Source organism: Hydrogenophaga sp. SL48 (genome assembly GCF_021729865.1).
Lineage (GTDB): Bacteria > Pseudomonadota > Gammaproteobacteria > Burkholderiales > Burkholderiaceae_C > Hydrogenophaga.
Map to the genome: position 1 here is coordinate 3,539,277 of NZ_CP063400.1, position 13,984 is coordinate 3,553,260.

The 13,984-nt window shown below is 68.7% G+C and carries 13 protein-coding genes; 10 read left to right on the forward strand and 3 right to left on the reverse strand.

Translation table 11 applies throughout. The features are described 5' to 3' along the window. Positions 1-3: 3 nt before the first annotated feature. From IM738_RS16715 to IM738_RS16725, 3 genes are all read right to left on the reverse strand, one after another. Positions 4-972 (reverse strand): DMT family transporter, encoded by a 969-nt coding sequence (locus IM738_RS16715; RefSeq protein WP_236962172.1) that lies wholly within the window; start codon positions 970-972, stop codon positions 4-6. Continuing rightward, positions 966-2,438 (reverse strand): aldehyde dehydrogenase (NADP(+)), encoded by a 1,473-nt coding sequence (locus IM738_RS16720; RefSeq protein ID WP_236962173.1) that lies wholly within the window; start codon positions 2,436-2,438, stop codon positions 966-968. The genes IM738_RS16715 and IM738_RS16720 overlap by 7 nt, the downstream gene beginning before the upstream one ends. A gap of 80 nt (positions 2,439-2,518) precedes the next feature. After that, positions 2,519-3,358: a FadR/GntR family transcriptional regulator gene (locus IM738_RS16725; RefSeq protein ID WP_236962174.1), complete on the reverse strand. Its 840-nt coding sequence runs from the start codon at positions 3,356-3,358 to the stop codon at positions 2,519-2,521. Between the two features lie 143 nt (positions 3,359-3,501). Here IM738_RS16725 and IM738_RS16730 point away from each other — a divergent pair, with 143 nt between their 5' ends. The 10 genes from IM738_RS16730 (at position 3,502) to gudD (ending at position 13,969) form a co-directional block, all read left to right on the forward strand. Continuing rightward, a complete protein-coding gene (locus IM738_RS16730) occupies positions 3,502-4,320 on the forward strand; it encodes an NAD-dependent epimerase/dehydratase family protein (protein WP_236962175.1) in 819 nt (272 codons plus the stop codon). A gap of 7 nt (positions 4,321-4,327) precedes the next feature. Next, on the forward strand, positions 4,328-5,230 hold the full coding sequence (locus tag IM738_RS16735; protein ID WP_236962176.1) for an SMP-30/gluconolactonase/LRE family protein: 903 nt from the start codon (positions 4,328-4,330) through the stop codon (positions 5,228-5,230). A gap of 50 nt (positions 5,231-5,280) precedes the next feature. Further along, entirely contained in the window at positions 5,281-6,255 is a 975-nt protein-coding gene (locus IM738_RS16740) for a TRAP transporter substrate-binding protein (RefSeq protein ID WP_236962177.1), read from the forward strand. A 120-nt stretch (positions 6,256-6,375) separates the two neighbouring features. Beyond that, the gene (locus IM738_RS16745) at positions 6,376-6,921 is read left to right on the forward strand and encodes a TRAP transporter small permease (protein ID WP_236962178.1); all 546 of its coding nucleotides are present in this window, start codon (positions 6,376-6,378) and stop codon (positions 6,919-6,921) included. Then, the gene (locus IM738_RS16750) at positions 6,921-8,204 is read left to right on the forward strand and encodes a TRAP transporter large permease (RefSeq protein ID WP_236962179.1); all 1,284 of its coding nucleotides are present in this window, start codon (positions 6,921-6,923) and stop codon (positions 8,202-8,204) included. The genes IM738_RS16745 and IM738_RS16750 overlap by 1 nt, the downstream gene beginning before the upstream one ends. After that, a complete protein-coding gene (locus tag IM738_RS16755) occupies positions 8,201-9,493 on the forward strand; it encodes a glucarate dehydratase family protein (protein WP_236962180.1) in 1,293 nt (430 codons plus the stop codon). Before IM738_RS16750 ends, IM738_RS16755 begins: the two co-directional genes overlap by 4 nt. Before the next feature lie 142 nt (positions 9,494-9,635). Continuing rightward, positions 9,636-10,553, forward strand: a complete 918-nt coding sequence (gene kdgD, locus IM738_RS16760; RefSeq protein WP_236962181.1) for a 5-dehydro-4-deoxyglucarate dehydratase — start codon at positions 9,636-9,638, stop codon at positions 10,551-10,553. Between the two features lie 133 nt (positions 10,554-10,686). Next, positions 10,687-11,661, forward strand: coding sequence for a Bug family tripartite tricarboxylate transporter substrate binding protein (locus IM738_RS16765; protein WP_236962182.1), 975 nt, complete (start codon positions 10,687-10,689; stop codon positions 11,659-11,661). Between the two features lie 18 nt (positions 11,662-11,679). Then, on the forward strand, positions 11,680-12,636 hold the full coding sequence (locus tag IM738_RS16770) for a Bug family tripartite tricarboxylate transporter substrate binding protein (RefSeq protein WP_236962183.1): 957 nt from the start codon (positions 11,680-11,682) through the stop codon (positions 12,634-12,636). Between the two features lie 7 nt (positions 12,637-12,643). Next, complete coding sequence (gene gudD / locus IM738_RS16775) at positions 12,644-13,969, forward strand: glucarate dehydratase (protein ID WP_236962184.1); 1,326 nt, start codon at positions 12,644-12,646, stop codon at positions 13,967-13,969. The last annotated feature ends 15 nt before the right edge of the window (positions 13,970-13,984 follow it).

Genomic DNA, 13,984 nt, shown 5'->3' on the forward strand with positions numbered 1-13,984 from the left:
GTGTCAGCCGGCCGGTGCGGGCGCCGCGGCGGCTTCGGTGGTCACGAGCCAGATGCCCCCGCACACCATCACCAGCGCGATCAGGTTGCGCCACTCGAACACCGCCTCGCCCAGGAACAGGGCCGAGAGCAGCGCGCCGAACACGGGGATCAGGAAGTTGAACACCGTGACCTGCCCCACCCGGTGGTGCTTGAGCAGCGCGGCCCAGAGCGCGAACGCCGCGGCCGACAGCACGGCCATGTAGCCCAGCAAGGCCAGCGAGCCGGCGCTCCAGCCGGCGATGGCACCGCCACCGATCAGCCCGCCCAGCAGCAGCACCAGCCCGCCGATGGCGAGTTGCCAGGCGGTCATGACCATCGGGTCCAGCCGCTGGGAGACGCGCTTGCCGTAGATGCTCGCGGCCGACAGCACGAAGGCCGCGATGACGATGAAGCCTTCGCCCAGCAGGGTGAAGCTGGCGTCCAGCCCCTGCGCGCCGCGCAGGTTCACCACCATCACGCCCACGAAGCCGACCGCACAGCCCAGCGCCTTGCGCCGGCTCAGCCGGTCGTTGGCGTAGATGAAGTGCGCCAGCAGCACGCTGAAGAAGGTGCCGGTGGCGTTGAGGATGGAGCCCTTCACGCCCGTGGTGTGGGCCAGGCCGACGTAGAAGAACACGTACTGCAGCGAGGTCTGCGCCAGCCCGAGCAGGCTCACCTGGCGCCATTGCGCGGGCGCCAGCGCCGTCACCGGTTTGCCCATCAGGCGCGCGATCACCAGCAGCAGGCCACCCGCGAGCAGGAAGCGCCAGCCCGCGAACACCAGCTGCGCCGCCGTGTCGCCGCGGGCGATGTCCAGCAGCGCGTAGCCGCCCTTGATCGCCGGGTAGGCGCTGCCCCAGAGCAGGCAGCAGAGCGTGGCGATCCAGACCACGTTGCGTGGCCGGCTGACAAAGCGGGTGCTGCGGGCGTCGGGAGGGTGGTCGCTCAGCACGGCACGCCGCCGCGCGCGAGCAGCCACACCGGCGCGTCCTGCAGGCACACCGGCCGCAGGAAGCGCTCCAGCGCCGCGTCGCCCACCGAGGTGGTCATGGGCGAGGTGCTGGCGGGCCAGGGGCCGCCGTGTTGCTGCGCCGCCGTGACGGCCACACCGGTGGGCACACCGGCGAACAGCACGCGACCGGCGATCTGGGTGGCGCTGCGCACGATGGCGCGGTGCGCGGCCGTGTCTTCGTCGGCGCCCCAGACGGTGACGGTGAGGCTGCCGCCCACGGCGGCCAGCACCTGCGGCACCTCGGCGAGGCTGGCGCAACGCACGATCAGGCTGCTCGGGCCGAACACCTCTTCGCGCAGTTCTGCGTGCTCGATGAAGCGCTGGGCGCTGACCTGCAGCAACTGCGGGCCGGGCGCGGGGGCCACGCCCTCGCCCTGCAGCAGGGACGACGCGCCGGCGTCCACCAGCGCCTGGACGCCGGCGTCGAAGGCCTTGCGCATGCCGGCGGTGAGCATCGGGTGCGGCTTCTGCTGGGCGAGCGCTGGGGTCAGCTGCTGAATGAAGGCATCGGTTTCGGGGCCGTCCACCAGCACCAGCAGGCCGGGGTTGGTGCAGAACTGGCCGCAGCCCAGCGAGATGGACCCGGCCAGCGTGGTCGCCAGTTCGGCGCCCTTGGCGGCGAGCGCGGCTGGCAGCGCGACCAGGGGGTTGATGGATCCCAGCTCGCCATAAAACGGGATCGGGCGCGGGCGCGCATTGGCCTCGGCCTGCAGCGCGGCGCCGCCGCGGGTGGAGCCGGTGAAGGCGCCCGCGGCGATCAGCGGGTGGCGGATCAGGCCGACACCGACCTCGATGCCGGCGCCCTGCACGAAACCGATCAGGCCTGCGGGCAGGCCCTGCGCCTGGAGCACGCGCTGGATCATGGCGAACACCACCTGCGACAGGCCGGGGTGGCCGGGGTGGGCCTTGACCACGACCGGGCAGCCGGCGGCCAGCGCCGACGCGGTGTCGCCGCCGAGCACGGAAAAGGCGAACGGGAAGTTGCTGGCCGCGAACATCGCCACCGGGCCCAGCGGCACGCGCTGGCGCACCATGGCCGGGTGGCCGGCGGGCGGTCCGCCGGCGACGGCCGGATCGTCCAGCACGGCAAAGGGCTCGCCGCGCAAGGCGATGTCCGCGAAGCGGCGCAGCTGGAAGGTGGTGCGGTCGAGTTCACCGTTGAGGCGCACCGGGCCCAGCGCCGTTTCGAGGTCGGCCAGGGGAACCAGCGTCTCGCGCTCGGCTTCCAGCCCGTCGGCGAGGGCGCGCAGCAGGGCCGCACGCTGTTCACCGCTGCTGCGGCCCCAGGCGTCGAAGGCGGCGTGCGCGGCGGTGGCGGCGCGGTCAATGTCCTGCGCGGTGGACGGGGTCAGGGGGGTGCCGTGGGCTTCGCCGGTGCGGGCGTTGATGGATTGCAGGGTGTTCATGTTTGTAGATACAGAGAAGAAAGAAAAGCAGGGACAAAGAGTGGCGACCCGCCGGGCCGCCCCAAGGCGGGTCAGCCCCCTCAGGGGGCAGCGACCCGCGCAGCGGCGGAGCCCCGGGCTCCCGCCGGCGGCGGGAGCCCGCTTGGGGGTTCACCGTCTTCGGGTTGCGCTCGGCGCAGGCGCTCGCGGCTGTTGGAGAGGTGGGTGCGCATCGCGGCGCGCGCGGCCTCGGGGTCGTGGCGCCGGATGGCGTCGAGGATGCTCTCGTGTTCGTGGTGCACGCGCTCCAGGTAGGGCAGCCGCCCCTCGGGCGCGCTGGCGGCGGTCTTGAGCCGCGTGCGCGGAATGATCATGGTGCCCAGGTAGGTCATCAGGTCGGCGAAGTGGCGGTTGCCGGTGGCGCGCGCGACCTCCACGTGGAACTGGAAGTCCGAGGGCACGGCGTCGGAGTCGGCGTGGATCGCGACGTTGAACGCGGCCAGCGCCGCCGCCATCGCCGACAGGCTCTCGGGCGAGCGCCGTTGCGCCGCCAGCGCGGCCGCCTCGCTCTCCAGGCTGATCCGCAGCTCCAGCAGCTCGATCACGTCGGCGGCGGTCGCCACGTCCTCGGGCGCGATGCGGAAGTTCGCCTGCACGGCGCGCGGGGCCATGACGAAGGTGCCGATGCCGTGGCGCGTCTCGACCAGGCCCGAGGCCTGCAGGCGCGAGATCGCCTCGCGCACCACCGTGCGGCTCACGTCGAAGCGCCCCACCAGCTCGGACTCGGTGGGCAGCTTGTGCCCGGGCATCAGCCGGCCTTCCTGGATGTCGGCCCCCAGCGAGGCCACGATTTCGGACACCAGGCCGCGTGCCCGGCGGGGGCGGTCGGGCGCAGCGACCGTGACAGCGGTCTCCTCACCTAGGGTTTTCACGGGGTCCATGGTTTTTTCCTTGACAGCCAGCGCGGGGGTTTTCACAATCCGCCCAGTTGTCTGACAACACACAACAGACATCGGCGGGATGAACGAACTGTAGCAAAGCCCCAGACGTCTGTGCAACCCCTCTCAAAAAAGCCTTCATTGTCATGGTAAACCCTATCAAAACGCACCACAGACTGTTGTTGACCGGCGCCGCCGGCGGCCTCGGTGCCGCCTTGCGCCCGCGACTGGCCGCCAACTGCGATGTGCTCAGGTTGTCTGACAAGTCGCCCGTCGGCGAGGCCCAGGGCGGCGAGGAGGTGGTGCTGGCCGATCTGGCCAATCCGTCCGAGGTCGACGCCATGGTGGCCGGCTGCGACGCCATCGTGCACCTGGGTGGCATCTCGGTGGAGGCGCCGTTCGAGGCCATCCTGCAGGCCAACATCCTGGGCGTGTACCACCTGTACGAAGCGGCGCGCAAGCACGGCGTCAAGCGCGTGGTGTTCGCCAGCTCCAACCACGTCACCGGTTTCTACCAGCAGAGCGAGACCCTCACCGCCGACCACCCGGCGCGGCCCGACAGCTACTACGGCGTGAGCAAGGCCTTCGGCGAAGACTTCTCGCGCTTCTACTTCGACCGCTACGGCATAGAGACCGCCTGCGTGCGCATCGGCTCCTCGTTCCCCGAGCCGCGCGACCGCCGCATGCTCGCCACCTGGTTGAGCTTCGACGACCTGCACCGCCTGATCAGCGCCTGCCTCTCCACCCCGGTGCTGGGCCACAGCATCGTGTTCGGCATGTCGGACAACGCCGTCACCTGGTGGGACAACAGCCGTGCGCGCCACATCGGCTACGTGCCGCAGGACAGCTCGGACGTGTTCCGCGACGCGGTGTTCGCCCGCACCAGCGCGCCCGACCTGAACGATCCCGCAGCGGTGTATCAAGGCGGCGGCTTCGTCAAAGCCGACCCGTTCAAGAAAGCCTGAACCGGCCATGAGCGAACAAGCCGAACTGGTGCTGGACGCGCGCAACGGCGTGGGCGAAAGCCCCGTCTGGGACAGCGCGCGCCAGAGCCTGTGGTGGGTCGACATCCCGGGCCGGGCGCTTTGGTGCTGGCACAGCGCCAGCGGCCAGACCCTGCAGTGGCCCACGCCCGAACAGACCGGCTGCATCGCGCTCGCCGCCGGCAGCGACGCCCTGCCCCACGGGCAGTGGATCGCGGCCATGGAAACCGGCGTGGCGCGGCTGACACCGCAGGCCGACGGCACGGTGGGCTGCGACTGGATCACGCGCATCGAACAGCCCGAGCCGGGCATGCGCTTCAACGACGGCCGCTGTGACCGCCAGGGCCGGCTGCGCGCCGGCACCATGGTGATGGACATGTCGCTGGCGCGCGCCTCGGGCAGCCTGTACGCACTGGATGGCGCGGAGTTGCGCGCACTGCAGGGCGGTTTCATCACGCCCAACGGCATGGCCTTCAGCCCCGACGGCCAGACCATGTACCTCTCGGACTCGCACCCGAACGTGCAGACCGTCTGGGCCTTCGACTACGACACCCCCACCGGCACGCCGCACAACCCGCGCGTGCTCATCGACTTCAAGCCCCTGCCCGGGCGGCCCGACGGCGCGGCGGTGGACGCTGACGGGTGCTACTGGATCTGCGGCAACGACGCGGGCCTGGTGCACCGCTTCACGCCCGAGGGCCGGCTCGACCGCTCGCTGGCCGTGCCCGTCAAGAAGCCGGCCATGTGCGCCTTCGGCGGCGCCGGGCTCGACACCCTGTTCGTCACGTCCATCCGGCCCGGCGGTGATCTCACCGATCAGCCGCTGGCCGGGGGCGTTTTTGCACTGCGTCCAGGCGTGAGGGGCCTGGACGAGCCGCGCTGCATCGCCTGATGCGCCGGCACGGTTTTTTTCACCTCAACCACCACCCAACGGAGACATCAATGAAACTGCAACGCCGACTCATTGCCAGCATGGTCCTGGCCACCCTGCTGCCCCTGACCGCCCACGCACAGACCGTGCTGAAGTCGCACGACACGCACCCCGCCGGCTACCCGACCGTGGCCGCCGTGGAAAGCATGGGCAAGAAGCTCGATGCCGCCACACAGGGCCGCATCAAGATCCAGACCTTCCCGGGCGCCGTGCTGGGCCAGGAGAAGGAAGCCGTCGAGCAGGTGCAGCTGGGCGCGATCCAGATGGCCCGCATCTCGCTGGGCGTGATCGGCCCGGTGGTGCCCGAGGTGGACGTGTTCAACATGCCCTTCGTGTTCCGCGACATCAAGCACATGCGCGCCGTGATCGACGGCCCCGTGGGCGACGAACTGCTGGCCAAGGTCACGGCCAGCCCGGCGCGCCTGGTGGCCCTGGGCTGGATGGACGGTGGCGCGCGCAGCCTCTACACCAAGAAGCCGGTGCGCACGCCCGCCGACCTCAAGGGCCAGAAGGTCCGCATGATGGGCAACCCGCTGTTCGTGGACACCATGAACGCCATGGGCGGCAACGGCATCGCCATGGCCTACGGCGAGGTGTTCACCTCGTTGCAGACCGGCGTGATCGACGGCGCGGAAAACAACCCGCCGAGCTACTTCACCGCCAACCACTACACCACCCCGGCCAAGTACTACAGCCAGACCAACCACCTGATCATTCCCGAGATCCTGGTGATGTCCAAGGTGACCTGGGACAAGCTGACCCCGGCCGACCAGACGCTGGTGAAGAAGCTGGCCCGCGAAGCCCAGATGGAGCAGCGCGTGCTGTGGGACAAGAGCGTGGAGGAGTACTCCGGCAAGCTCAAGGCCGCCGGTGTCGAGTTCATCGCCATCGACAACAAGCCCTTCTTTGACGCCACCGCCCCGGTGCGCGCCAAGTACGGCGCCAAGCACGTGGACCTGATGAACCGCATCGCGGCGGTCAAGTAAATCCCCCCTGCGCCGCTTCGCGGCTTCCCCCCAGGGGGACCACACCTGAGGCCCGGCGAAGCCGGTTCCTCGGTGTGTGCTGGACGCGCTCGCCCTGTCACTTTTTTTCTTGAAGCTCTTATGAGTCACCACCCACCGAGCGGACACCCTGTCTCGCGTTTTCTGGACCTGGTCTACCTGGCCTGCATCTGGGTCGCGGGGGCGTGCATCGTTTCGATGTCGCTCTTCATCCCCTGGGGCATTTTTTCGCGCTACGTGCTGGGCACCGGCTCGCAGTGGCCCGAGCCCATCTCCATCCTGCTCATGGTGGTGTTCACCTTTCTGGGCGCTGCGGTGAGCTACCGCGCGGGCGGCCACATCGCCGTCGCCATGGTCACCGACCGCCTGCCCGAAAGTCTGCGCCATCCGCTGCGCGGCGTGGTGCACGCGCTGATGCTGACCATCAGCCTCTTCACCCTCTGGTACGGCGTGAAGCTGTGCATGGGCACTTGGGGCCAGTCGATCCCCGAGCTGCCCTGGATGCCCGTGGGCTTCAGCTACCTGCCGGTGCCGATCGGCGGCGCCGTGACCGCCCTCTTCGTGCTGGAACACATGTTCCTGGGTGACCAGAGCCAGCGCGCCGTGGTCACGTTCGATCACGAATCCGCAGAAACAGGAGCCGCGTGATGGAACCCTACGTCCTGCTCGGCAGTTTCTTCGTGCTGATCCTGATCGGCACCCCCGTGGCCTACGCCATGGGCATGGCCGCCCTGATCGGCGCCTGGTACATCGACATCCCGCTCGACGCGGTGATGATCGCGATCGCCAACGGCGTCAACAAGTTTTCGCTGCTCGCGATTCCCTTCTTCGTGCTGGCCGGCGCCATCATGGCCGAAGGCGGCATGGCGCGGCGCCTGGTGGCCTTCGCCAACGTGCTGGTCGGCTTCATCCGCGGCGGCCTCTCGCTGGTGAACATCCTGGCCTCCACTTTCTTCGGTGCGATCTCCGGCTCGTCCATGGCCGACACGGCCTCGGTCGGCACGGTGCTGATCCCCGAGATGGAGCGGAAGGGCTACCCGCGCGACTTCGCCACCGCCGTCACCGTCAGCGGTTCGGTGCAAGCCATCCTGATTCCGCCCAGCCACAACGCGGTGATCTACTCGCTGGCCGCGGGCGGCACGGTGTCGATCGCGTCGCTGTTCATCGCCGGTGTGCTGCCGGGCCTGCTGCTGGGGCTGACGCTGGCCGTCATGTGCCTCTACATGGCGCGCAAGCGCAACTACCCCAAGGGCGATGTGATCCCGATGCGCGAGGCGCTCAAGATCTGCGCCGACGCGCTGTGGGGCCTGATGACCATGGTGATCATCCTGGGCGGCATTCTCAGCGGCGTGTTCACGGCCACCGAGTCGGCCTCCATCGCCGTGGTCTGGGCCTTCTTCGTCACGATGTTCATCTACCGCGACTACCAGTGGCGCGAGCTGCCCAAGCTGGTGCACCGCACGGTGAAGACGCTGTCCATCGTGATGATCCTGATCGCCTTCGCCGCGAGCTTCGGCTACATCATGACGCTGATGCAGATCCCGCTGCAGATCACCACCGCGCTGACCGCGCTGTCGGACAACCGCTACGTGATCCTCGCGCTGATCAACGTGCTGCTGCTGGTGCTGGGCACGCTGATGGACATGGCGCCGCTGATCCTGATCCTCACGCCCATCCTGCTGCCGGTGATCACCAGCATCGGCGTGGACCCGGTGCACTTCGGCATGATCATGATGGTCAACCTCGGCATCGGCCTGCTGACCCCGCCCGTGGGTGGTGTGCTGTTCGTGGGCGCGGCCGTGGCCAAGCTGCCGATGGAGCAGGTCGTGAAGGCGCTCATGCCTTTCTTCGGCGCGCTGCTGCTGGTGCTGGTCGCGGTCACCTACATCCCGGGGCTGTCGCTCTGGCTGCCTGGGCTGCTGCTGAAATGACCTCCCACGCCATCCGCCATGTGCGCGTGACGCCCATCGCGTTCCGCGACCCGCCGCTGCTCAACGCGGCCGGCATCCACGAGCCCTGGGCCCTGCGCTCGATCATCGAGATCGAGACCGATTCCGGCCTGGTCGGCATCAACGAGAGCTACGGCGACCTGCCCATGCTGGACGCGCTGGCCAAGGCCGCGCCCGCGCTCACCGGACTGTCGCCCTGGGCGCTCAACGAGATGGACACCCGCGTGGCGGCGCTGGTGGCGCCCAGGCAGATGTCCGCCTCGGAGTTCCTGGGCCAGCAGGTCTCGCTGGCGCCGGGCACGCATGTGTCCAAGACCGTGGCCAAGGTGATCAGCGCCTTCGAGGTCGCCATGATGGACCTGCAGGGCCAGCTGGCGAACGCGCCGGTGGTGGACCTGCTGGGCGGCGCGGCACGCCCGGCCGTGCCGTTCTCCGCCTACCTGTTCTTCAAGTACGCCGAGCACATCGACAAGCCCTATCCGCCCGACCCGTTCGGCGAGGGCATCACGCCCGAACAGATGGTGGCGCAGGCGCGCCGCATGATCGACCAGTACGGCTTCAAGAGCATCAAGCTCAAGGCCGGCGCGCTGCCACCGGAGCAGGAAGTGGCCGCTTTGCTGGCACTGGCCCAGGCCTTCCCCGGCGCGCCGCTGCGCATCGACCCCAACGCCAACTGGACCGTGGCCACCAGCCTGAAGGTGGTGGAGCAGTTGCGCGGCGTGCTGGAGTACTACGAAGACCCGGCCCCGGGCCTGGACGGCATGGCCGCCGTGGCCGCCGCGTGCGAGGTGCCGCTGGCCACCAACATGGTGGTCACCGACCTCAAGGAATTCCGCCGCAACGCCGAGATGGGCTGTCCGGTGAAGATCGTGCTGAGCGACCACCACTACTGGGGCGGCCTGCGCGCCACGCAGCGCCTGGCGCTGATGTGCGAGACCTTCGGCCTGGGCCTGTCGATGCACTCGAACTCGCACCTGGGCATCAGCCTGATGGCGATGACGCACCTGGCCGCTTCGGTGCCCCAGCTCTCCTACGCCTGCGACACCCACTACCCCTGGCAGGACGACGAGGTGGTGCAGGGCGGACGACTGCGGTTTGAAAACGGCAGCCTGCGCGTGACCACCACGCCTGGCCTGGGCGTGTCCATCGACCGCGAGGCCCTGGCCAGGTTGTCTGACAACTACCTGAACACCACCATCCGCAACCGGGACGACCTGGGGCAGATGCGCAAGTACGACCCTGGCTTCACCGGTCACCAACCGCGGTTCTGACGGGGGATAAGGGGTTTCCACATACGTGCATGGAAGCCCTTGACGCCCTCCTCTTCAATTCCCCACAATCGCACCAGTTGTCTGACATCCTATAACTAAACCACCCATACCCACCTTCTCCACCCACCCAGGCAGAACCACCATGCAATACACCCCCCAAGACCTCAAGCAAATCATGTCCTCCGGCCTACTGTCCTTCCCCGTGACGGACTTCGACGCCCAGGGCGATTTCAACGCCAAGGGCTACGCCGCCCGCCTGGAATGGCTGGCGCCCTACGGCGCCAGCGCGCTGTTCGCGGCCGGGGGCACGGGCGAGTACTTCTCGCTGTACGGTGAGGAGTACGGCCAGATCATCAAGACCGCGGTGGACACCTGCCGCGGCAAGGTGCCGATCATTGCCGGCGCCGGCGGCCCCACCCGCACCGCCATCGCCCACGCACAGGAAGCCGAGCGCCTGGGCGCCCACGGCATCCTGCTGCTGCCGCACTACCTGACCGAAGCCGGCCAGGAGGGCCTGATCGCCCACGTGGAGCAGGTCTGCAAGAGCGTGAAGTTCGGCGTCATCGTCTACAACCGCGACCGCACCAAGCTCACGCCCGAGTCGCTGGCCATCCTGGCCGAGCGCTGCCCCAACCTGATCGGCTTCAAGGATGGCCTGGGCAACATCGAAGTGATGTCCTCCATCTACATGGCGATGGGCGACCGCTTCGCCTACCTGGGCGGCCTGCCCACGGCCGAGGTGTACGCCGCCGCCTACAAGGCGCTGGGCACCCCGGTGTATTCGTCCGCCGTCTTCAACTTCATCCCGAAGACCGCGATGCAGTTCTACGAAGCCGTGCGCACCGACGACATGGCCACGCAGCACCGCCTGCTCAGGCAGTTCTTCATGCCCTATCTGAAGATCCGCAACCGCGTCGAAGGCTATGGCGTGAGCATCATCAAGGCGGGCGCCCGGCTGGTCGGCCACGGCGCCGGCCCGGTGCGCGCACCGCTGTCGGACCTCAAGCCGGGCGAGATGGACGAACTCAAGGCGCTGATCGACGCTTTGGGAGAGCAATAACCCCCCCCGCGCCGCCTGCGGCGTCACCCCCCAGGGGGCGGCGCTGGCGGCCCGGCGAAGCCGGTTCCGCGGCGCCCTGGCCTCGACTCCCCCTCACTCCCGCCCCACACCAACCGCAACGTAAAGAGACACCATGAACAAACGCCATTTCCTGCTGGCCGCTGCGGCCACCACCCTCGCCCTGGGCAGCACCGCCGCCCTGGCCCAGGCCTACCCGAACAAACCCATCCGCATCGTGGTGCCCTTCCCGGCCAGCGGCACCTCCGACGTGCTGGCCCGCCTGGTCGGCCAGAAGATGAGCGAGAAGCTGGGCCAGCCGGTGGTGGTCGAGAACAAGGCCGGCAACGCCGGCAACATCGGCGCCGACCTGGTCGCCAAGTCGCCGGCCGACGGCTACACCTTCGTGCTGATGGACGTGGGCAACCTCACCATCAGCCCGGCGCTGTACAAGCTGCCGTTCGACGTGCAGAAGGACTTCGTGCCGGTGGCCATGGTCGGCTACTCCCCCCACCTGCTGGTGGTCAGCTCCAAAGTGCCGGCCAACAACATCGCCGAGTTCGTCAAGTACGCCAAGGCCAACCCCGGCAAGCTGAACTTCGCGGCCGCCGCCGGCATCGGCAGCGCCACCCACCTGGCCGGCGTGCAGTTCGCGCGCCGCAACGGCATCCAGTGGAACTACGTGCCCTACAAGGGCGGCGCCCAGGCCATGACCGACCTGGTCGGCGGCCACATGGACGTGACCTTCAACGGCATGGTCGCCACCTACCCGCACGTCAAGGCCGGCAAGCTCAAGCTGCTGGCGGTGTCGTCGGCCAAGCGCTGGAGCGAGCTGCCCGACACACCGGCCGTGGCCGAGACCTCTCCCAACTTCCTGACCGGCAGCTGGCAAGGCCTGCTGGCGCCCGCCGGCACGCCCAAGGCCGTGGTGGACCTGGTGCACGCCGAGGTGCAGCGCATCACGGCCCTGCCCGACGTGAAGGAAAAGCTGCAGTCCCTGGGCCTGGAGCCGTCGAACATGAGCAGCGCCGAATTCGCCGCCTGGATCAAGGCCGAGCTGCCCGAAATGGCGCAGGTCGTGCGCGAAGAAAAAATCACCCTCGAACAGTAATTCAACCAGGTACCCGACATGAAAAAGTCCCTCATCACCCTGCTGGTGGCCGCCGCCACCAGCCTGCCCGCCTTCGCCTGGCCGGACAAACCCATCACCCTGGTCGTGCCCTTCCCGCCCGGCGGCTCCACCGACCTGATCGCGCGCCAGATCTCGGCCAAGCTGGGCGAGAAGCTCGGCGGCGCCACCGTCGTGGTCGAGAACAAGGCCGGCGCCACCGGCACCATCGGCGCCACCTTCGTGGCCCGCGCCCCGGCCGACGGCCACACGCTGTTCGTGTCCTCGCTGGGCCCCTTCGTGATCGCGCCGCACCTGATCAAGGTGAGCTACGACGCACTCAAGGACCTGGACCCGATCACCGTGGTGGTGCAGGCGCCCAACGTGCTGGTGGTGCCCGCCGCCTCGGCCCACAAGTCGCTGGCCGACGTGATCGCGTACCAGAAGGCCAACCCCGGCAAGATGACCTTCGCCTCGTCGGGCAACGGCTCCAGCGACCACCTGACCGCCGAGCTGTTCTGGCAGCAGACGAACACCTCGGGCGTGCACGTGCCCTACAAGGGCGGCGGCCCGGTGATGAGCGACCTGCTGGGCAACCAGGTGGAGTCGTCGTTCATGAACATCAACACCGCCATGCCGCAGATCAAGGCCGGCAAGCTGCGCGCTCTGACCATCACCAGCGCCAAGCGCTCACCGCTGCTGCCCGATGTGCCGACGCTGGAAGAAGGCGGCGTGAAGGACGCGGGCGTGCAGTCCTGGCAGGCCGTGGCCGCGCCCAAGGGGCTGCCGGCCGACATCAAGAAGCGCGTGCACGAGGCCATCGTGTCCATCATCAAGGAGCCGGCCACCGCCACCAAGCTGACCGACCTGGGCTTCGAGATCGTGCTGAACACGCCCGAGCAGTTCGCCGCCTTCCAGGCCAGCGAATACGCCCGCTGGCAGAAGCTCATCACCTCCCGCAACATCAAGGCGGATTGAGCACGTCATGACCGCACCGATCGTCCAGTCGATGCGTGTCATCCCGGTCGCTGGCCGGGACGGCATGCTGCTCAACCTCTCGGGCGCGCACGCGCCCTTCTTCACGCGCAACATCGTCATCGTCACCGACAACGCGGGCCACACCGGCCTGGGCGAGGTGCCGGGCGGCGAGAAGATCCGGCAGACGCTGGAGGACGCGCGGCCACTGGTCGAAGGCCAGACCGTCGGCAACCTGCAGGCGATCCTGAACGCCATGCGCACGAAGTTCGCCGACCGCGACAGCGGCGGGCGTGGCCTGCAGACCTTCGACCTGCGCACCACCATCCACGCCGTGACGGCCGTGGAGTCGGCTCTGCTCGACCTGATGGGGCAACACCTGGGCGTGCCGGTCGCGGCCCTGCTCGGCGAAGGCCAGCAACGCGACGCGGTGCAGATGCTGGGCTATCTGTTTTTTGTCGGCGACCGGTTGAAAACGGACCTGCCCTACGCCAGTGAGCCGGACAACGCCGATCACTGGTGCCGCTTGCGCCACGAGAAGGCCATGACCCCCGAGGCCGTGGTGCGCCTGGCCGAGGCGGCGCAAGCGCGTTACGGCTTCCAGGACTTCAAGCTCAAGGGCGGCGTGCTCAGCGGCGACGAAGAGGTCGAGGCCGTGACCGCGCTGCACCAGCGCTTCCCCGACGCGCGGGTGACACTGGACCCGAACGGCGGCTGGCTGCTGAAGGACGCGATCCGCCTGGGCGAGAAGATGCGCGGCATCGTGGCCTACGCCGAAGACCCGTGTGGCGCCGAAGACGGCTTCAGCGGCCGCGAGGTGATGGCCGAGTTCCGCCGCGCCACCGGCCTGCCCACCGCGACCAACATGGTCGCCACCGACTGGCGCCAGCTGGCCCATTCGCTGGCGCTGCAAAGCGTGGACATCCCGCTGGCCGACCCGCACTTCTGGACCATGGCCGGCTCGGTCCGCGTGGCGCAGACCTGCCGCGACTGGGGCCTGACCTGGGGCAGCCACTCCAACAACCACTTCGACATCTCGCTGGCCATGTTCACGCACGTGGGCGCGGCCGCGCCCGGCAAGGTGACCGCCATCGACACGCACTGGATCTGGCAGGACGGCCAGCGCCTGACCAAGGAGCCGATGAAGATCGAAGGCGGCTACGTGCAGGTGCCGAAGAAGCCCGGCCTGGGCATTGAGATCGACATGGCCGAGGTCGAGAAGGCCCACCAGCTCTACCTGCAGCACGGCCTGGGCGCGCGCGACGACGCCATGGCCATGCAGTACCTGATCCCGGGCTGGACCTTCGACAACAAGCGCCCTTGCATGGTCCGTTGAAGACGCGCCAGAACC

Excerpts from the sequence above, each read along its gene's own strand:
- IM738_RS16720 (WP_236962173.1), bottom strand. The coding sequence starts at position 2,438 with ATGAACACCCTGCAATCCATCAACGCCCGCACCGGCGAAGCCCACGGC.
- IM738_RS16765 (WP_236962182.1), top strand. The coding sequence starts at position 10,687 with ATGAACAAACGCCATTTCCTGCTGGCCGCTGCGGCCACCACCCTCGCC.
- kdgD (WP_236962181.1), top strand. The coding sequence starts at position 9,636 with ATGCAATACACCCCCCAAGACCTCAAGCAAATCATGTCCTCCGGCCTA.
- IM738_RS16745 (WP_236962178.1), top strand. The coding sequence starts at position 6,376 with ATGAGTCACCACCCACCGAGCGGACACCCTGTCTCGCGTTTTCTGGAC.
- gudD (WP_236962184.1), top strand. The coding sequence starts at position 12,644 with ATGACCGCACCGATCGTCCAGTCGATGCGTGTCATCCCGGTCGCTGGC.
- IM738_RS16770 (WP_236962183.1), top strand. The coding sequence starts at position 11,680 with ATGAAAAAGTCCCTCATCACCCTGCTGGTGGCCGCCGCCACCAGCCTG.
- IM738_RS16730 (WP_236962175.1), top strand. The coding sequence starts at position 3,502 with ATGGTAAACCCTATCAAAACGCACCACAGACTGTTGTTGACCGGCGCC.
- IM738_RS16740 (WP_236962177.1), top strand. The coding sequence starts at position 5,281 with ATGAAACTGCAACGCCGACTCATTGCCAGCATGGTCCTGGCCACCCTG.
- IM738_RS16735 (WP_236962176.1), top strand. The coding sequence starts at position 4,328 with ATGAGCGAACAAGCCGAACTGGTGCTGGACGCGCGCAACGGCGTGGGC.
- IM738_RS16725 (WP_236962174.1), bottom strand. The coding sequence starts at position 3,358 with ATGGACCCCGTGAAAACCCTAGGTGAGGAGACCGCTGTCACGGTCGCT.
- IM738_RS16750 (WP_236962179.1), top strand. The coding sequence starts at position 6,921 with ATGGAACCCTACGTCCTGCTCGGCAGTTTCTTCGTGCTGATCCTGATC.
- IM738_RS16755 (WP_236962180.1), top strand. The coding sequence starts at position 8,201 with ATGACCTCCCACGCCATCCGCCATGTGCGCGTGACGCCCATCGCGTTC.